An 18,017-nucleotide genomic window follows, 5' to 3' on the forward strand; every position below is an offset into this window, starting at 1 on the left:
GCTGACGTCCCCGGCGTAAGCCGGGGCGCACGCCGGAAAGACTTCGCATGACCACTGACACCGATGCGAAGCTGATCGAACAGGGTCGCCTGCTATTCGCAGGCGAATGGAAGTTCATCTGGGCCTCACCCTCGATCGAGACGCTGCCACCTATGGCAGGAATGGAAGTGGCCTTTGCGGGTCGTTCCAATGTCGGCAAATCCAGCCTGATCAATTCGTTGACCGGCCGCAATGCGCTGGCGCGGACCTCGCACACGCCGGGCCGCACCCAGGAGCTGATCTTCTTCGAAGGTCCCGACGGTTCCGACTTCCGGCTCGTTGACATGCCCGGCTATGGCTATGCCTCCGCGCCGAAGGTCAAGATCGCGTCCTGGACCAAGCTGATCTATAATTTCCTGCAGGGCCGCGCGAGCCTCGCACGCGTCTATGTTCTGATCGACTCCCGGCATGGCCTGAAGGACGTGGATCTCGACGTGCTCAAATCCCTCGATCGCTCCGCGGTCAGCTACCAGATCGTGCTGACCAAGGCCGATCAGGTGAAGAAGAGCGAACTCGAAAAGACCTTCGAAGAGGTCCGCACCGAGTTGCGGACTCATCCGGCCGCCTTTCCCGACGTCCTGGTGACCTCGTCGCGCACCGGCGATGGCATGGCCGAATTGCGCGCCGCGATGGTTCGCCTGTTGAACGAGCGCAACTGATGTCCCGCTTTAGCCTGTTTCGCATTCTTGTCATCCTGGCCGGCGTGATGGGCGCCGACGGCGTCATTCTCGCCGCCGCCTCCGCGCACCAGCCGGATGCCACGCGACTGGCCTCGGCGTCCTCAATGCTCCTGTTCCACGCGGCCGCCGTTCTCGGTGCGGTCGCTCTGATCGAGCGCGGTGTCGCCCATCTGCAGATCGGCCTCACCGCGGCCTTCGGCTTCGTCGTTGCGGCTGCGATCTTCGCGGGCGATTTGACCCTGCGCCAGTATGTCGGTCACGGACTGTTCACAATGGCCGCACCGACCGGCGGCACCCTGTTGATCCTGAGCTGGCTGGCGCTGGCGGTATCGGCGGCCTGGCCAAGAAGCGCCTGACGTCGGGCTACTGTCAGAGCAGCGATGCTTTGCGCCGCGCCGATCAATCGGCTAGAACGCGCCGCAGATTGCTCACCGTGAGATCCGCTTCATGACCGACGCGCCCATCATCAGTGCTCTCGACCAGGCCCGCATCCTGTCCGAGGCGCTGCCCCACATGCAGCAATATGACGAAGAGACGATCGTCATCAAATATGGCGGGCACGCCATGGGCGCCGAGGATACCGCCCGCGCTTTCGCACGCGATATCGTGCTGCTGGAGCAGACCGCCATCAATCCGGTGGTCGTGCATGGCGGCGGCCCGCAGATCGCCCAGATGCTGACGCGCCTCGGCATCAAATCGGAATTCGCCGCCGGATTGCGCATCACTGATGCCGCGACCATCCAGATCGTTGAGATGGTGCTGGCCGGTTCGATCAACAAGCAGATCGTCGGCTACATCAACGAGGCCGGCGGCAAGGCCGTCGGTCTGTGCGGCAAGGACGGCAACATGGTCACGGCGTCGAAGGCGACGCGGACCATGGTCGACCCGGATTCCAACATCGAGAAGGTAGTGGATCTCGGTTTTGTCGGCGAGCCCGACAAGGTCGACCTGACGCTGCTGAACCAGCTGATCGGCCATGAGCTGATCCCGGTGCTGGCGCCGTTGGCCACGTCCAGAGACGGCCAGACCTTCAACGTCAATGCCGACACCTTTGCCGGTGCCGTTGCTGGCGCCCTGAAGGCCAAGCGCCTGCTGCTGCTGACTGACGTGCCAGGCGTGCTCGACAAGTCGAAGAAGCTGATCCCTCAGCTCTCGGTCAAGGACGCCCGCAAGCTGATCGCCGACGGCACCATTTCCGGCGGCATGATCCCGAAGGTCGAGACCTGCATCTACTCGCTGGAGCAGGGCGTCGAAGGCGTCGTGATCATCGACGGCAAGATGCCTCACGCAGTGCTGCTCGAACTCTTCACCAATCAGGGCACGGGCACGCTGATCCACAAGTGATAGACACCGCACACCACACGTCGTTATGGCCGGGCTTGTCCCGGCCATTCGCGTCTGGCTGGTGGACGCGAAAGAGATCTGCGGCGTTTGTCGCCACTGTCCTCGGGCTGTTTGCCAACACAGCTGCTCGCGCCGATCTCAAACTCTGCAACCGCATGAGCTATGTCGTCGAAGCCGCCATCGGCATCGACGACAAGAGCGCCACCGCGACGCGCGGCTGGTTTCGCATCGACCCCGCGCAGTGCCGCTTCGTCGTGCAGGGCACGCTGACCGCCGACCGCATCCTGCTGCATGCCCGCGCGCTCAGCATCTATGGCGCCTCACCCGTGGCGCAGAACGGCACCGACAATCTTTGCATTGCGCCGGATAACTTCGTCATCGCCGCCGCCCGGCAGTGCCGCGCCGGACAGTCGCAAGTGCCGTTCACAATGATCAAACCGACGCAGACTGACGACGGCAACATGGTCGCCTATCTCGCCGAAGACAGCGAATATGACGACGAGCAGGCCAAGCTCGCTGCGATCCAGCGCCTGCTTGTGATCGCCGGCTATGACGCCGCGCCGATCGACGGCGTGGACGGGCCGAAGACTCAAAACGCGCTCTCATCATTTCTCAAGAGCCGCGGTCTCACCGCCGACGCGGTGTCGACGCCGAACTTTTTCGAAACCATGATCACCGCCGTGCAGGCTCCCTCTGCGACCGGCCTCACCTGGTGCAACGACACCTCCTACAAGGTCATGGCCTCGGTCGCGGCCGATGACGGCAAGGGTGTTGTCAGCCGCGGCTGGTATCGCATCGAGCCCGGCAAGTGCCTGCGGCCGGATGTTGTCGGCCAACCCCGACAGATCCTCAGTTTCGCCGAAGCCGTCGATGACAACGGGCGCGCTATCAAGCTCAACGACAAGCCCCTGAACTGGGGCGGCGTTCGCATGCTGTGCACACGTGAGAGCAAGTTCGAAATTCGCGAACACAACGACTGCAATACCCGCGGCCTCACCAGCGCGGGCTTCGCCATCGTCGATATGTCGGGCGGCGGCAGAACGCTGCGTTTTGCGACACCGTGACGGCCAGACAACAGAGACAATCAATGACCTTGCCGACCAAATCGCCGCGTGCCTTCACTCATGTCGAGACATGGGTGTTCGATCTCGACAACACGCTGTATCCGCATCACGTCAATCTGTGGCAGCAGGTCGACGGCAAGATCCGCGACTTCGTCGCGAACTTTCTCAAGGTATCGCCCGACGAGGCCTTCAAGGTTCAGAAGGACTATTACAAGCGCTACGGCACCACCATGCGCGGCATGATGACCGAGCACGGTGTCCGCGCCGACGACTTCCTCGCTTTTGTCCACGAGATCGATCACTCGCCGCTGGAGCCCAATCCGGTGATGGGGACCGCCATCGCGCAACTACCCGGCCGCAAGCTGATCCTGACCAACGGCTCGGTCGCCCATGCCGGCTCCGTGCTGGAGCGTCTCGGCTTCGCCGATCAGTTCGAAGCAATCTTCGACATCATCGCGGCCGATCTGGAGCCAAAGCCGGCGCAGCAGACCTACGACAAGTTCCTGCGCGATCACGGCGTCGATCCCTCGAAGGCGGCCATGTTCGAGGACCTGTCGCGCAACCTCGTGGTGCCGCACAAGCTCGGCATGACGACCGTCTTGATCGTGCCTGATGGCGCCAAGGAAGTTGTCCGCGAGGACTGGGAGCTGGAAGGCCGTGATGACGACCATGTCGATCACGTCACCGACGATCTGACCGGGTTTCTGGCGGCGCTAAACAAGGCCCGCTAAGGCGGGATGGCCGCTGGCGCGTCTTGACTCTCCCCGGCCGAATCCCGACAAAAGCTCCAAGAAATCACCTTTTTACCCTCGATCTGCCCAAGGAAATCGCGATGTCGCTGACCGCCCTCGAATCCACCATCAATGCCGCCTTCGATGCGCGCGACAATGTCAACGCCTCGACCAAGGGCGAAGTGCGCGACGCCGTCGATCAGGCGCTGAACCTGCTCGACAAGGGCGAGGCCCGCGTTGCCGTCCGCGCCGACGATGGCAAGTGGACCGTCAATCAGTGGCTGAAGAAAGCTGTGCTGCTGTCGTTCCGCCTCAACGACATGACCACAATCTCGGGCGGCCCCGGCGGCGCACCGTGGTGGGACAAGGTGCCCTCGAAGTTCGACGGCTGGAGCGACGATCAGTTCCGTAGTGCGGCGTTCCGCGCCGTGCCGGGCGCCATCGTGCGCAAGTCGGCCTTCATCGCCAAGAACGTCGTGCTGATGCCGTCCTTCGTCAATCTCGGCGCCTATGTCGATGAGAGCTCGATGGTTGACACCTGGTCGACGGTGGGCTCCTGCGCCCAGATCGGCAAGCGCGTGCACATTTCCGGCGGCGTCGGCATCGGCGGCGTGCTGGAGCCGCTACAGGCCGGCCCGGTCATCATCGAGGACGACTGCTTCATCGGCGCCCGCTCGGAAGTCGCTGAAGGCGTCATCGTCCGCAAGGGCGCGGTGCTGGCCATGGGTGTGTTCCTGGGCGCATCGACCAAGATTGTCGACCGCGAAACCGGCGAAGTGTTCGTCGGCGAAGTGCCGGAATATGCCGTGCTGGTCCCCGGCAACCTGCCCGGCAAGCCGATGAAGAACGGCCAGATCGGCCCGTCCACCGCTTGCGCCGTGATCGTGAAGCGCGTCGACGAGCGCACCCGCTCCAAGACCAGCATCAACGAGCTGCTGCGCGACTAAAGTGTTCTCACGCGAAGTGGACACCAGTTCGCATCGGGAAAACCCGCCGGAATAAAAATGGAGCTTCAGTTCTGATTCTTATCGGAGCCGAAGCTCCGGTTTACGTTCAGGCCGGTTTGCGCGTAGCATCGCGCAGACCGGACCGATCCGTTGACCTGGGGGCTGCCATGGACTGGACCACGCTGCTTTTCAGCTTCAAGGGACGGATCAATCGCGGCAAATACTGGCTCGCGATCCTTATTTACATAGTGGCCTGGGTCGCCTTCGTGGCTGCTGCCGTCATGTGGCTCGGCGGCTTTGACACCGATCGCCTGTTCAGCATGGTCGGCGGCGCACTGTTGCTGTGGCTGGCTGCCATCGTCCTCATCGTCGCCGGCACATGGTCCGGGGTCGCTACCGGCATCAAGCGGCTGCATGACCGCGAAAAAAGCGGCTGGTGGATCCTGGTGTTCTGGCTCGGGCCGAGCGTCCTGAGCGGCATCGGCAGCACCAGCAGCGCAAGCACCAGCTTCGTCTTTCATATTGCCAGCTTCGCCGTCACCATCTGGGCCATCGTCGAACTGGGCTTCCTGCGCGGCACCCCCGGGCCGAACGAATACGGCCCCGATCCGCTTGCCGAACTCGCCACTGCACCAAGGGTCTGATGTCCACCACCGCTCTTTCGATTGCTCAAGATCTGCTTCGCTGCCCCTCCGTCACCCCTGCTGACGCGGGCGCGCTCGGCGTGCTCGAGCAGTTGCTGACGTCCGCGGGCTTCACGGTGCAGCGCGTCACTTTCAGCGAGGAAGGCAGCGCGGATATCGAAAACCTCTATGCCCGCATCGGGACGTCCGCGCCGCATATCTGCTTCGCCGGCCATACCGACGTGGTGCCGCCCGGCGACGAGGCGGCATGGACCCATGGCGCTTTCTCCGGCGACGTCAAGAACGGGGTGCTCTACGGCCGCGGCGCGGTGGACATGAAGGGCGGCATCGCCGCCAGTGTCGCCGCCGTGCTGGATTATCTCGCGGCGAATGACGGGCAGCCCAAAGGCTCGATCTCGTTCCTCATCACCGGTGACGAGGAAGGCATCGCCGTCAACGGCACCGTGAAGCTGCTGCAATGGACCGCCGAGCGCGGCGAAAAGTTCGATCACTGCATCGTCGGCGAGCCCTCGAATGTCGAGGAGATGGGCGACACCATCAAGATCGGCCGCCGCGGCTCGCAATCCGGCACGCTCGTGGTCGACGGCGTACAGGGCCATGTCGCCTATCCGCATCGTGCGTCCAATCCGGTGCCGGACATCGCTGCGCTGATCGTGGCATTGAGCGGCGACCCGCTGGATCAGGGCAATGCGCAGTTTCAGCCGTCGAATCTCGAATTTACCTCGGTGGATGTCGGCAACACCGCCAGCAACGTGATCCCCGCTCAGGCCCGAGCCAAGTTCAACATCCGCTTCAACGACCATCACACGCAGGAAACGCTGCGCGACCTGATCGATGCGCGCGTTGCGGCCGCGGCCGGCAACCGGATAAAGGCGCATGTCATCTGGGAGCCGAGCAATTCGGATTCCTTCGTCACCAAGCCGGGCGCATTTACCGATCTCGTCGCCGCCGCGATCAAGGATGTGACGGGACGCACCCCAGACCTCAACACCGGTGGCGGCACGTCTGACGCGCGGTTCATCAAGAACTACTGCCCGGTGATCGAATTCGGCCTGGTCGGCCAGACCATGCACCAGATTGACGAACACACGAAGGTGTCCGATCTGGAAAAGCTCACCCAAATCTATCGCGGCGTACTGGATCGGTATTTCACATGAGCGGCAAAATTCTCGTTCTCACTGCGCTTGAGAGCGAGCTGGACAAATCACGTGCCCCGTCAGAGATCGAGGTGATTTTCACGGGCGTCGGCAAGATCAACACGACGATCGCAACGCTTCAGGCGGTGCAGGCCATGCAGCCCAAGCTCGTCGTGAACTACGGCACCGCCGGCAAGCTGAACACCAGACTCAGCGGCCTCGTCGAGGTCAGCGACGTGATCCAGCGCGACATGAATGCCGAGCCGTTGGCGCCGCGCGGCCGCACACCTTTTGCGCCCGATCTCGACCGCCTGGTTTCGGGCCAATCAGGCGTGATCTGCGGCAGTGGTGACAGTTTCGTCACCTCCACCGATCCCTGGCTGGTGGCGAACAATGTCGACATCGTCGACATGGAACTGTTTGCCATCGCGCAGGTCTGCCTGCGCCACGGCATCCGCTGGCGCGCCTTCAAGTTCATCACCGACGATGCCAACGATTTCGCGCACGAGCATTGGACGGCAAATGTCGCCAATGGACAGGATCTGTTCTGGGACGCGATAAAGGACGTGAAGGTCTAGTAGTCGACCTTTACCAGATACAGCCCATCCGGCGGCGCGACGATGCCGCAGGCGCTGCGGTCCTTCGCGGCCAGCGCCGCAGCCAGGTCGTCCGGCGTCCAACGTCCGTTGCCGACCCAGACCAGCGAGCCGACCATCGAGCGCACCTGACTGTGCAAGAAAGATCGCGCGGATGTCGTGATCGTGATCGCCTCACCATCCTGTTCCACGTCGAGCTGATCGAGCGTGCGGATCGGCGACTTGGCCTGGCATTCGGTGTCGCGGAAGGTCGTGAAGTCGTGTCGGCCGAGCAGGCGCTTCGCGCCCTCGTGCATCGCTGCGACATCGAGCGGACGCGGCACGCGCCAGACACGGCCGGCGTCTACCGCGAGGTTCGCGCGGCGATTGCTGATGCGATAGACGTAATGGCGTTTGACGGCCGAGAACCGCGCCTCGAAATCATCCGGCACGATATCAGCGGACAGCACGCCGACCGGGTGCGGCCGCAGATGCGCGTTCATGCCATCGCGAAAGCGACCGGGCACCAACGCTTTCGGCACATCACAATGCGCGACTTGACCGAGCGCATGGACGCCCGCATCGGTGCGCCCGGCACCGTGAACGCGGATCGGCTCGCCGCAAATGGCCTCCGCGGCACGCTCCAGCGCGCCCTGCACGGTCAGCGTTGCGTTGGCTTGCACCTGCCATCCGGAAAATGGCGTGCCGTCATATTCGATGATCATCTTGTAGCGCGGCATCAGAGCATGATCCCGAAAAGTGGCCACCGGTTTTCGGACAAGATCATGCTCATGAAAGGCGCAGCGGTGGCTTCAGCGGCGTGCCACGCAGGAATTCAATGGCCTTCATCGGCTGCTTGCCAGCGCGCTGCAGGTCGATGATCCGGATCGCATCGTCGCCGCAGGCAATGGTGAGCTGGTCGTCGATCACATCGCCGGGCGCGCCCGATCCCTTCGCGAGTTCGCAACGCAGAATCTTCACGCGCACCGCCTCGCCTTCGATCGGCATCTCGCACCACGCGCCGGGAAACGGCGACAGACCGTGGATATGTCGCAGCACGTTGCGCGCCGGCTTCGACCAGTCGATCTTGGCCTCGGCCTTGTCGATCTTGGCAGCGTAGGTCACGCCGACATCGCTTTGCGGCGTCAGGCTCAGCCGGCCCCTTTCCAGCGCGCCCATGGCACGCACCATCAGGTCGGCACCGAGCGGCGCCAGCGCGTCATGCAGGTCCAGCGCGGTCATCGCATCGGTGATGGGCAAGCGCTCGGCCATGGCGACATCGCCGGTGTCGAGGCCGACATCCATCTTCATCACCATGACACCGCTTTCGGCGTCGCCTTCCATGATCGCGCGATTGATCGGCGCGGCGCCGCGCCAGCGTGGCAACAACGAGCCGTGCAGGTTGAAGCAACCCAGGGGCGGCACATCGAGAATGTTCTGCGGCAGGATCATGCCATAGGCGACGACCACCGCCGCCTCGGCCTCATGCGACCGGAACTCGGCTTCAGCATCCGGCGTCCGCAATGTCTTCGGCGTGAACACGGGAATGCCGAGCCGTTCGGCTTCGCGCGCCACCGGCGTTGGCTGCAGCTTCATGCCACGGCCGGCAGGCTTCGGCTCGCGGGTATAGACGGCCACGATCTCATGGCCATGAGCCACGAGTTCGAGCAGCGTCGGCACCGCGAAATCCGGCGTGCCCATGAAGATCAAACGAAGCGACATAGGTCGGAGCCGATCTGTTGCAGCGTGACGCGGAGAAACCTACTCCGCGCGCTTGGCGAGCTTGGTGAACTTCTTCAGCACGCGGTCGCGCTTCAGCTTGGAGAGGTAATCGACAAACAGCACGCCATTGAGATGATCGATCTCATGCTGGATGCAGGTCGCGAACAACCCGCTGGCCTCCTCCTCGACCGTCTTGCCGTCGAGATCGAGATAGCGGATGCGCACCGTCGCCGGGCGTTCCACTTCCTCGTAATATTCCGGAATCGACAGGCAGCCTTCCTCGTAGACCGAGAATTCTTCCGAAGCCGAGATGACCTCCGGATTGATGAAGACACGCGGCTTCTTGCCGTCCTCCTCATCGTCCTTCTTGGCGATGTCCATGGTGATCAGCCGCAGCGGGACCGCGATCTGGATCGCCGCCAGCCCGATCCCGGGTGCGTCATACATCGTCTCGAACATGTCGTCGGCGAGCTTGCGCACCTCCGACGTCACCTTCTCGACAGGTTTGGAGATCAGCCGCAACTGTTTGTCCGGCAGGATAATAATTTCACGAATGGCCATGTCGGGCGATTTAATCTGCGCGCCTGCCTGGGTCAATGCGTTGGAAAAGCAGCGCTTCGAAGGGCGTTAACCCCTCGCTAACCATGACCATTAAGGCAGGGTTAACCATGCCAGTTAAGGTCAGCTTAACCTCGTTTCTTAAGCTTGGGTTAACCACGAAAATTCACCTTGCATTAACCATAAATGTTCCCTCTTCGTTCGCTTCACTGCCCGAATCGGCTAGAGTAACGGGATGAACGAGATCCTTTTCTTGATCGGCGACATGCCGGTTACCGTGGGTGTGGCACTGACCGGCTTCGGCGCGCTGGCGCTGACCTTGCTGCTGGTCATCGCCATTATCATCGCCCGCTCCGGCAACCATGGCGCGGCGATGGCCATGGCACAGGCGATCCGCGCCGACGAACTCGAAGAACGCCTCAGCGAGGTGTTGAAGGCACAGAACGAGGCCACCGGCCGCGTCGATGCCATGGGTCAGGCCTTGGCAGGCCGTCAGGCCGACATGGCGCGTGCGGTATCCGAGCGGCTGGATTCGGTGACGCATCGCGTCGGCCAATCCATGGAACAGACCACGCGCAACACCATGGAAAGCCTGAGCGCACTGCATGAGCGCCTGGGCATCATCGACAACGCCCACAAGAACCTCACCGACCTGACCTCGCAGGTGACGACGCTGCGCGACGTGCTCGCCAACAAGCAGTCGCGCGGCGCCTTCGGCCAGGCGCGGATGGAAAGCATCGTCATGGACGGCATGCCGAGCGGTGCCTATGCGTTCCAGCACACGCTGTCATCGGGCAAACGGCCGGATTGCGTGATCTTCCTGCCGGACCAGCGCCCGCTGTGCATCGACGCTAAGTTCCCGCTGGAAGCCGTCACCGCGCTGCATGATGCGCGCAGCGACGAGGAGAAGAAATACGCGGCGCAGCGCCTGCGCACCGACGTGATGAAGCATGTCACCGATATCGCCGAGAAGTATCTGGTGGCCGGCGAAACGCAGGACACGGCATTGATGTTCGTGCCGTCGGAGTCGGTCTATGCCGAAATTCACGACGGTTTCGACGACATCATCCAGAAGGCCTATCGCGCCCGCGTGGTGCTGGTGTCGCCATCGCTGCTGATGCTGGCGATCCAGGTGATGCAGCAGATCCTGAAGGACGCGCGGATGCGCGACGCCGCCGACCAGATCCGCACCGAGGTACTGAATTTGGGCGACGACCTCACCCGTCTGCGCGATCGCGTGATGAAGCTTCAGACTCATTTCGGACAGGCCAATGAAGACGTTCGCCAGATCCTGATTTCCGCCGACAAGATCGAGAAGCGCGCCGGCCGCATCGAGGAACTGGACTTCAGCAAGAGTGAGCCCGCCACCGAGGTGGCGCCCGTCATTGCCAAGACCGCCGCCCCCGACATGTTCGCGCCGCTGCCGCGCAAGCTGCAGGCTGGGGAGTAGAGCTCAATTTGTTGTCACCCGGCTTGACCGGGTGACCCAGTAAACGCCGTCGCCACATTTACTCGCCGCAGCAAAATACAAGCACTGCCGCATACTGGATCGCCCGGTCAAGCCGGGCGATGACAGCCGAAAAGTCGTTCGCTCACCGGCAAATCAGCGGATAGAGATCATCCCAGTTGGGATTATCTTTCTCGATCAATACGACCTTCCATTCCCGCATCCACTTCTTGAGCCGCTTCTCGCGGTGCATGGCGTATTCGATATTGTCGAAGCGTTCGTAGTAGACGAGCCGGTCGATGCCATAGGCCTTCGTGAATCCCTCTGCGGCTTTCGTTTTGTGTTCGTATACGCGGCGAATGAGATCGTTCGTTACGCCGATATACAGCGTCCCGCCAATCCCGCTGGCGAGAATGTAGACGTAAAATGTGTACGTCCTCATCACGAAAACTCGCGACTGCAATTGTAGCCAACTCAGTCTGTCGTCACCCAGCTTGACCGGGTGAACCCAGTATACACCGTCCTCAAAATTTACACCCCACAGCAAAACACAAGCTCCGCCGGCTACTGGATCGCCCGGTCAAGCCGGGCGATGACAACCGAGAGGGGGGATACGAAGCCACGGGCCGCTTCCTCCCGAATCTGCTAACCCTTCCCCATGACCAGCGCGCCTGACTCCTCCGAAGCCGCCCTCGCCCTGAAGCCTCGCGCGACCTGGCGCGAGAGCCTGGCGGTTTATCTGCAGCCGCGCGTGCTGATTGTGCTGCTGCTCGGCCTGTCATCGGGCCTGCCGCTGGCGCTGTCCGGCTCGACGCTGCTGGTGTGGATGCGCGAATCCGGCGTCGATCTCGGCACCATCGGGCTGTTCGCACTGGTCGGCACGCCCTACACGCTAAAATTCCTCTGGGCGCCGCTGGTCGACGCGCTGCATGTGCCGTTCTTTACGCGTCAATTCGGACGCCGCCGTGGCTGGTTGGTGTTTTCACAACTGTTGCTGATTGGTGCGATCCTGCTGCTGGCGCTGACCGATCCCGCGCGCTCGCCGCTGTTCGTGGCCCTTGGCGCACTGCTGGTGGCGGCGATGTCATCGACACAGGATATCGTTGTCGATGCGTTTCGTGTCGAGAGCCTGCCGGAAAGCGAACAGGCCGCCGGCATGGCGTCCTATGTGGCGGCCTATCGCATCGGCATGCTGATCTCGACGGCTGGTGTGTTGTTTCTGGTCAGCGCCTTCGAGAGCATCGGCATCGCGCGCTCCACCGCATGGATGTGGGGCTATGTGGCGATGGCTGCGATGGTGCTGGTCGGCACGGTCACGGCGCTCGCCGCCACCGAGCCCGAGCAATCCGCGCAAGCGGAAGCGGCCACGCGCGGCGAGAGCGCCTTCAATCGTGTACTGCAGGCAGCGATCGGCGCATTCTCCGAGTTTCTCACCCGCAAGGATGCCTGGGCCGCGCTGGCGTTTGTGGTGCTGTTCAAGTTCACCGATGCATTTTCCGGCACCATGACGGCGCCGTTCGTGATCGACCTCGGCTTCACCCGGAACGACTATGCCGCCATCGTCAAAGGCGTTGGCCTCGCCGCCACACTGATCGGCGGCTTTGCCGGCGGCTTCGTCGCGCGGCGCTATTCGCTGGCGGCGAGCCTGTGGATAGGCGCCGTGCTGCAGGCGGTGTCCAATCTGGCGTTCTCGTGGCTGGCCATTGTCGGCGTCAATCAATGGGCACTGGCGCTGGCGATCTCCGTGGAGAATTTCACCAGCGCCATCGGCACGGTGATCTTCGTCGCCTATCTGTCGGCGCTCTGCAAAAATCCACTGCATACCGCCACGCAATATGCGCTGCTCACGGCGCTGGCCGCTGTCGGGCGAACCTATCTGTCGGCAGGCGCAGGCTACGTGGCACAGGCCACGGGATGGCCGATCTTCTTCGCGATCAGCGTCATCGTCGCGGTGCCGAGCCTGATCCTGCTGGTCTGGCTGCAGCGCCGCGAGCATTTCAAAATGCTGGGGCCGGTGCGGGTCTAGCCAAAGCGAACTCAGTTCGGCTTCGATACCACACTCCACTTCGTGACCAGCGCTTCGCTCATCTGCCCGGCCTGTTCGGCGCAGGCGACCTCGGCAACCTTGAGCGCAACTTCCTTGCCGACGAGTTTCTGCAACTGCGTGGCTTGCGCTTCGCTTGCCGCCACGATCTCGAAGGTCTCGGGGCCAGTTTCGAGATTACACAGTCCGGCCGGCGCCGGCAGGCGACGAGGCTCGCTGACCACTTGATACACATTGGTGCGCTTGCCCTTGGCGTCGCGGCTGCGCATGGCATTGAGCTGCCCGGTCAGCACGTCGCCGATCTTCATCGTCTTCGGTGCCACGGGCGTCGCCGGCGGAGCCGGCGTTTCGGTCGCACCGCTGGCAGCCGTAGCAAACAGGCCGGCCGCACAAATCGCAGCGGCCCAGGTCGGCAAAGCCTTCAAGTCGTGTCGTGTCATCAATGCTCTTCCAGTCCTAAAACAGCGTCCGCTGCCGCATCGCGGCCGACAGCGTGCCTTCGTCGAGATAATCGAGTTCACCGCCGACCGGCACGCCATGCGCCAGCCGCGTCACCTTCACATTGGCCTCCTGCAGGAGGTCGGTGATGTAATGTGCCGTGGTCTGCCCATCAACCGTCGCATTCAGCGCCAGGATGATTTCGCTTACCTCTGAATCATGTGCACGTGACACCAATGCGTCGATGGTCAGATCCTGCGGACCGACGCCGTCGAGCGGCGACAATGTCGCGCCGAGCACATGGTATTTTCCCGTCGTCGCATGCGCGCGTTCCAGCGCCCACAGATCGGCAACATCGGCGACCACCACGATGGTCGAGGGATCGCGGCGCGGGTCCGTACAGATCGTGCAGGGATTCTGCGTGTCGATATTGCTGCAGACCTTGCAGACCTGGATCCGGTCGATCGCCACCTGCAACGCACCAGCCAGCGGCGTCATCAGCGCCTCGCGCTTCTTGATCAGATGCAGCGCAGCACGCCGGGCCGAGCGCGGGCCAAGCCCGGGCAACCGCGCCAGCAGTTGAATCAGGCGTTCGATTTCCGGGCCAGCGGTGGACGCCATCTCAGGTGAGGCCCATCCCCGGTGGCAGGCCGAGGCCGCCGGTCAGCGCCTGCATCTTCTCCTGCATCGCGGCTTCCGCCTTGCGGCGCGCATCGCCCAGTGCTGTGACCAGCAGATCTTCCAGTATCTCGACTTCATCGGCCTTCACCAGCGACGGATCGATCTTCACGGCCTTCACTTCGGTCTTCGCTGTCATCCGCACCGACACGAGGCCGCCACCGGAAATGCCTTCGACCTCGACATGGTCGAGCTCGTCCTGCATCGCCTTCATCTTCGATTGCAGCTGCGCTGCCTGTTTCATCATGCCGAGAAAATCAGCCATGAGTTATCCTTCGCAGTTCGATTAATCGTCGTCGTTGAGACCGTCGGTCGCGTCATCGTTGATCAGGTCGCTATCGCTCCCGTTGAAATCCGGCGGCTCGGGGGCGATGACACGAACCTCGACTTTCGCACGCGGAAACCGTGCCAGCACTTCCTTGACCCGCGGATCGGCTTCCGCCGTGCGCTGCCGCTCGTTCTTCTGCTCGAGCTCCTGATCGCGCAACGTCGGCTGTCCCTGCTCGTTGGACACGATCACGGCCCAGCGGCGACCGGTCCACTGTTCGAGCTTGCGCGACAGATCGTTGATCAGCGTGCGCGACGCCGTGCGCTCCATCGCCAGCTCAAGCCGCCCGTCCTCGATCTTGATCAGGCGCACATCAGCTTCGAGTGCTCCGCGCACCATCAGGTCGCGTTTCTCGCCGGCCAAAGCCACCAGCTCAGGGAATGTCGAAATCTTCAGCACCGCTGCAGGCGGCGCGTCTGCCATGCCGACTTGCGGCCGCGGCGATGGTTCTGCGCTGCCACGCTGCATGGTCGGACCACGCGATGCGCCCGCTGACATCGTCGGCATCGTTGACGGCATTTGAGCCGACGGCAAGGGCGCCGACATAGCAGTTGAAGCATTGGCAGACGATGGCGCCGCGCGGCCGCCACCATTGCCAGAGATCATCGGCGACGAACCGCCATTCTGATCGAGCATCCGGATCGCTTCATCCGGCGTCGGCAGATCTGCGACATAAGCGATGCGCACCAGCACCATTTCGGCAGCGGCGGCGGGACGCGTCGCGCCTTGCACTTCGGTGATGCCCTTGAGCAGCATCTGCCACATCCGCGACAGCACGCGCATCGACAGTTTCGAGGCAAAATCCCTCGCGCGCAGCCGCTCGGTCTCACCGAATGCCACATTGTCGGCGGTCGCCGGCACGATCTTCACACGGGTGACAAAATTGACGAATTCAGCAAGGTCACTCAGCACCACGATCGGATCGGCGCCGACGTCGTATTGCTCGCGAAACTCTTTAAACGCGCTGGCGATGTCACCACGCGCCAGCGAATCGAACAGATCGATGACACGGGTGCGATCGGCGAGGCCGAGCATCTGCCGGACCGCATCGGCGCGCACGGTACCCGCGGCATGGGCGATGGCCTGATCGAACAGGGACAGCGAATCGCGCACCGAGCCTTCGGCCGCGCGCGCGATGATGCCCAGCGCTTCCGGCTCGACCTCGACATTCTCTTTGCCGGCAATGTTCGACAGATGGCTCATCAGCACGTCGGCATCGACGCGGCGCAGATCGAAGCGCTGGCAGCGCGACAGCACCGTCACCGGGACTTTCCGAATTTCAGTGGTGGCGAACACGAATTTGGCGTGTTCCGGCGGCTCTTCCAGTGTCTTCAGGAACGCGTTGAAGGCGGCGGTCGACAGCATGTGGACTTCGTCGATGATGTAGACCTTGTAGCGCGCGCTGGACGGCGCATAGCGCACGCTGTCATTGATCTGGCGGACATCGTCGACACCGGTATGCGACGCGGCATCCATCTCGAGGATGTCGATATGCCGGCTTTCCATGATCGCCTGGCAATGGATGCCGGGCGTCGGCATATGGATGGTCGGGCCTTTGACCGAGCCATCGGCCATTTCATAATTCAGCGCGCGCGCCAGAATGCGCGCCGTCGTCGTCTTGCCGACACCGCGGACACCGGTAAGGATCCAGGCCTGCGGAATGCGGCCGGTCTCGAATGCATTGGAAACGGTGCGGACCAGCGCGTCCTGGCCGATCAGATCGTCGAAACTGCCGGGACGGTATTTGCGCGCGAGCACGCGATAGGGCGTTGCAGCGGCCGGAGGCGGGGCAGCGCCCATATCGAAACCGCTCTGGTGATCATCGGGAGGGGACGTGCCAGCGTCGGTCATCGAGGAATCCGCAATGTGTTGTCTCGTAAAGCCGGCTTGCGGAACATCTGGCGCATCTTTGGCAGACCACGCACTGGTTCCTGCCTTCGAGGCCGCCTGTCCTCCGAGCAACGACCCCTGTGCAGGGCGCTGAATTTGCTCGATAAAACAAGTAGGAGACTGACGAGCGACCCGATCCGGATCTCGTTAGGGCTGCTTCCTTCCGGACCTGACCCGATTGGCGAGTGGCTCGTCCACCGCCAATCTCCCGATGCTTATTTGGGGCCAAAATGGTCGGAAAGCAAGCGCGGCGCGTGTCGCAAGTCCGCCGCAAGATTTGCGCAACAAAGTCGCAAGAAAACGTGGTTCAAACAGGCAAAAGCAGCCATGACGGGAGTTGTCTGCGCTGCCGCTTCCTGCGACGCTGCGCGCCTTCATTGAGAGTCCGAATGCCCCCCTCAGATTCCTGGTCACTGCACGAGCAGCTGCAACAAGACACCATCGACATCGGCGACCTGCCCCTCAGTCGCGTGCTGGTGGTGAAAGACGCGCACTACCCCTGGCTGATGCTAGTGCCGCGCCGTGCCGACATTACCGAGATTATCGATCTCGACGAGGTCGCGCAGAGCCAGTTGATGACCGAGATCAACCGCGTCGGCCGCGCGCTCAAGGACATCACCAAATGCGACAAGCTCAATGTCGCAGCGCTCGGCAATATGGTGCCGCAGCTTCATGTCCACGTCATCGCGCGCCGCAAGACCGATGCTGCCTGGCCGCGGCCGATCTGGGGCGTAATGCCGCCACTCGCCCATGACGCCGCCGAAGTGCAGCGCTTCATCTCAGAGCTCCGCCGCAAGATCTGGCTCGGTTGACCATCATGACAAGCACCATGTTTCCGCTCGGCCATCCGGCCTTCATCTCCAACGTGCTCGATCGCGCTGCGCATCTACGCTTCAGCGACGAAAAACTGTTCGCGCTGGAAAACAAAAGTTCCTCGCGCGCTTACGTCATCTACCGCGACTCACTGGTGATGAAGAAGGAAGGCGACAGCCAGCGCGCGCTGCTGACCATCGACGAAGCGCTGAAATTCGGCGCCAATCCCGGCACGATTTTTCTTGGCCTGCGTGATGGCGATGCCGTGTTCGGCATGGGTATCGGTGCGCCGGCGGTCGAGAAGTTACTGACGCGCGACGATGTCGTCGTCTCCGAATTGCGCGGCATGGCGATGCAGGGCGTGGTGCCGCCGGACCAGCTATCGGCAATCGCACAGGCAAAGTCGCTGGTGTCGTGGCATCAGCGCCATGCCTTCTGCGCCAATTGCGGCACCAAATCAGGAATGGCCGAAGGCGGCTGGAAACGTGTCTGCCCGAGCTGCAAGACCGAGCATTTTCCGCGCACCGACCCCGTCGTCATCATGCTGGTGGAGAAGGGCGACAAGTGCCTGCTGGGCCGCCAGAAGCAGTTCGCGCCGGGCATGTATTCGTGCCTCGCCGGTTTCGTCGAAGCGGCCGAGACTATCGAAGACGCCGTGAAGCGCGAGATCTTCGAGGAATCCGGCATCCGCTGCACCGACGTCACCTATTATATGACGCAGCCCTGGCCCTATCCGTCATCCCTGATGATCGGTTGCTCGGCCCGCGCCATCAGCGACGAGATTACCGTCGACAAAATGGAACTTGAGGACGCCCGGTGGTTTGACCGTGACGAGGCGATGCTGATGTGGAAACGCGAACACCCCGACGGGCTCGCGGGACCGCATCCATTCGCCATCGCGCATCATCTGCTCGGTCGCTGGCTGCATCCCGACTAAGC

21 protein-coding genes and 1 other RNA gene are annotated in these 18,017 nt (G+C 62.6%); 13 read left to right on the plus strand and 9 right to left on the minus strand.

From position 1 onward, the window contains the following. Window positions 1-47 precede the first annotated feature (47 nt). The 9 genes from yihA (at window position 48) to CIW50_RS23485 (ending at window position 7,163) form a co-directional block, all read left to right on the plus strand. Window positions 48-698: a ribosome biogenesis GTP-binding protein YihA/YsxC gene (yihA, locus tag CIW50_RS23445; RefSeq protein ID WP_149533586.1), complete on the plus strand. Its 651-nt coding sequence runs from the start codon at window positions 48-50 to the stop codon at window positions 696-698. Next, on the plus strand, window positions 698-1,075 hold the full coding sequence (locus tag CIW50_RS23450) for a DUF423 domain-containing protein (protein ID WP_149533587.1): 378 nt from the start codon (window positions 698-700) through the stop codon (window positions 1,073-1,075). The genes yihA and CIW50_RS23450 overlap by 1 nt, the downstream gene beginning before the upstream one ends. A gap of 91 nt (window positions 1,076-1,166) precedes the next feature. Then, window positions 1,167-2,063 carry an acetylglutamate kinase gene (gene argB / locus CIW50_RS23455; RefSeq protein ID WP_149533588.1) on the plus strand — a complete coding sequence of 299 codons (897 nt, stop codon included), beginning with the start codon at window positions 1,167-1,169 and terminating at the stop codon, window positions 2,061-2,063. Between the two features lie 107 nt (window positions 2,064-2,170). Continuing rightward, window positions 2,171-3,127 (plus strand): DUF1036 domain-containing protein, encoded by a 957-nt coding sequence (locus CIW50_RS23460; RefSeq protein WP_246664441.1) that lies wholly within the window; start codon window positions 2,171-2,173, stop codon window positions 3,125-3,127. A 23-nt stretch (window positions 3,128-3,150) separates the two neighbouring features. Further along, entirely contained in the window at window positions 3,151-3,858 is a 708-nt protein-coding gene (locus tag CIW50_RS23465; RefSeq protein ID WP_149533589.1) for a pyrimidine 5'-nucleotidase, read from the plus strand. 101 nt (window positions 3,859-3,959) lie between these two features. Further along, on the plus strand, window positions 3,960-4,805 hold the full coding sequence (gene dapD, locus CIW50_RS23470) for a 2,3,4,5-tetrahydropyridine-2,6-dicarboxylate N-succinyltransferase (protein WP_149533590.1): 846 nt from the start codon (window positions 3,960-3,962) through the stop codon (window positions 4,803-4,805). A 167-nt stretch (window positions 4,806-4,972) separates the two neighbouring features. After that, window positions 4,973-5,449 (plus strand): DUF805 domain-containing protein, encoded by a 477-nt coding sequence (locus CIW50_RS23475; protein WP_149533591.1) that lies wholly within the window; start codon window positions 4,973-4,975, stop codon window positions 5,447-5,449. Then, complete coding sequence (gene dapE, locus CIW50_RS23480; protein WP_149533592.1) at window positions 5,449-6,606, plus strand: succinyl-diaminopimelate desuccinylase; 1,158 nt, start codon at window positions 5,449-5,451, stop codon at window positions 6,604-6,606. Before CIW50_RS23475 ends, dapE begins: the two co-directional genes overlap by 1 nt. Then, window positions 6,603-7,163, plus strand: a complete 561-nt coding sequence (locus CIW50_RS23485; RefSeq protein WP_149533593.1) for a phosphorylase family protein — start codon at window positions 6,603-6,605, stop codon at window positions 7,161-7,163. Before dapE ends, CIW50_RS23485 begins: the two co-directional genes overlap by 4 nt. Here CIW50_RS23485 and truA read toward each other — a convergent pair. Genes truA through def form a run of 3 tightly spaced genes read right to left on the minus strand, consistent with a single transcriptional unit; the run spans window position 7,160 to window position 9,443 of the window. Then, window positions 7,160-7,900 carry a tRNA pseudouridine(38-40) synthase TruA gene (truA, locus tag CIW50_RS23490; RefSeq protein WP_149533594.1) on the minus strand — a complete coding sequence of 247 codons (741 nt, stop codon included), beginning with the start codon at window positions 7,898-7,900 and terminating at the stop codon, window positions 7,160-7,162. The two genes, CIW50_RS23485 and truA, sit on opposite strands and share 4 nt — an antisense overlap. 49 nt (window positions 7,901-7,949) lie before the next feature. Then, on the minus strand, window positions 7,950-8,882 hold the full coding sequence (fmt, locus tag CIW50_RS23495) for a methionyl-tRNA formyltransferase (RefSeq protein ID WP_149533595.1): 933 nt from the start codon (window positions 8,880-8,882) through the stop codon (window positions 7,950-7,952). Between the two features lie 39 nt (window positions 8,883-8,921). After that, window positions 8,922-9,443 (minus strand): peptide deformylase, encoded by a 522-nt coding sequence (def, locus tag CIW50_RS23500; RefSeq protein ID WP_149533596.1) that lies wholly within the window; start codon window positions 9,441-9,443, stop codon window positions 8,922-8,924. Between the two features lie 232 nt (window positions 9,444-9,675). On the opposite strand from def, the gene CIW50_RS23505 reads away from it, so the two are divergent. Further along, the gene (locus CIW50_RS23505; protein WP_149533597.1) at window positions 9,676-10,890 is read left to right on the plus strand and encodes a DNA recombination protein RmuC; all 1,215 of its coding nucleotides are present in this window, start codon (window positions 9,676-9,678) and stop codon (window positions 10,888-10,890) included. 142 nt (window positions 10,891-11,032) lie between these two features. On the opposite strand, the gene CIW50_RS23510 is transcribed toward CIW50_RS23505, so the two are convergent. Then, the gene (locus CIW50_RS23510) at window positions 11,033-11,329 is read right to left on the minus strand and encodes a GIY-YIG nuclease family protein (protein WP_149533598.1); all 297 of its coding nucleotides are present in this window, start codon (window positions 11,327-11,329) and stop codon (window positions 11,033-11,035) included. A gap of 216 nt (window positions 11,330-11,545) precedes the next feature. On the opposite strand from CIW50_RS23510, the gene CIW50_RS23515 reads away from it, so the two are divergent. Next, window positions 11,546-12,913, plus strand: a complete 1,368-nt coding sequence (locus CIW50_RS23515; protein WP_149533599.1) for an AmpG family muropeptide MFS transporter — start codon at window positions 11,546-11,548, stop codon at window positions 12,911-12,913. Between the two features lie 11 nt (window positions 12,914-12,924). Here CIW50_RS23515 and CIW50_RS23520 read toward each other — a convergent pair whose 3' ends face one another. The 5 genes from CIW50_RS23520 to ffs form a co-directional block, all read right to left on the minus strand. After that, window positions 12,925-13,371, minus strand: a complete 447-nt coding sequence (locus CIW50_RS23520) for a hypothetical protein (protein ID WP_246664430.1) — start codon at window positions 13,369-13,371, stop codon at window positions 12,925-12,927. A gap of 16 nt (window positions 13,372-13,387) precedes the next feature. After that, entirely contained in the window at window positions 13,388-13,990 is a 603-nt protein-coding gene (gene recR, locus CIW50_RS23525; RefSeq protein ID WP_089262818.1) for a recombination mediator RecR, read from the minus strand. Window position 13,991: 1 nt separating this feature from the next. Beyond that, window positions 13,992-14,312, minus strand: coding sequence for a YbaB/EbfC family nucleoid-associated protein (locus CIW50_RS23530; protein WP_089262819.1), 321 nt, complete (start codon window positions 14,310-14,312; stop codon window positions 13,992-13,994). 21 nt (window positions 14,313-14,333) lie between these two features. Then, window positions 14,334-16,226: a DNA polymerase III subunit gamma/tau gene (locus tag CIW50_RS23535; protein WP_149533600.1), complete on the minus strand. Its 1,893-nt coding sequence runs from the start codon at window positions 16,224-16,226 to the stop codon at window positions 14,334-14,336. A 151-nt stretch (window positions 16,227-16,377) separates the two neighbouring features. Further along, window positions 16,378-16,474: signal recognition particle sRNA small type (gene ffs / locus CIW50_RS23540), an RNA gene on the minus strand. A gap of 180 nt (window positions 16,475-16,654) precedes the next feature. Here ffs and CIW50_RS23545 point away from each other — a divergent pair. Together CIW50_RS23545 and nudC are read left to right on the plus strand one after the other, a co-directional pair. Then, the gene (locus CIW50_RS23545) at window positions 16,655-17,077 is read left to right on the plus strand and encodes an HIT domain-containing protein (RefSeq protein WP_149533601.1); all 423 of its coding nucleotides are present in this window, start codon (window positions 16,655-16,657) and stop codon (window positions 17,075-17,077) included. A 5-nt stretch (window positions 17,078-17,082) separates the two neighbouring features. Beyond that, complete coding sequence (gene nudC / locus CIW50_RS23550; protein ID WP_149533602.1) at window positions 17,083-18,015, plus strand: NAD(+) diphosphatase; 933 nt, start codon at window positions 17,083-17,085, stop codon at window positions 18,013-18,015. The last annotated feature ends 2 nt before the right edge of the window (window positions 18,016-18,017 follow it).

Source organism: Tardiphaga sp. P9-11 (assembly GCF_008329525.1).
Lineage (GTDB): Bacteria > Pseudomonadota > Alphaproteobacteria > Rhizobiales > Xanthobacteraceae > Tardiphaga.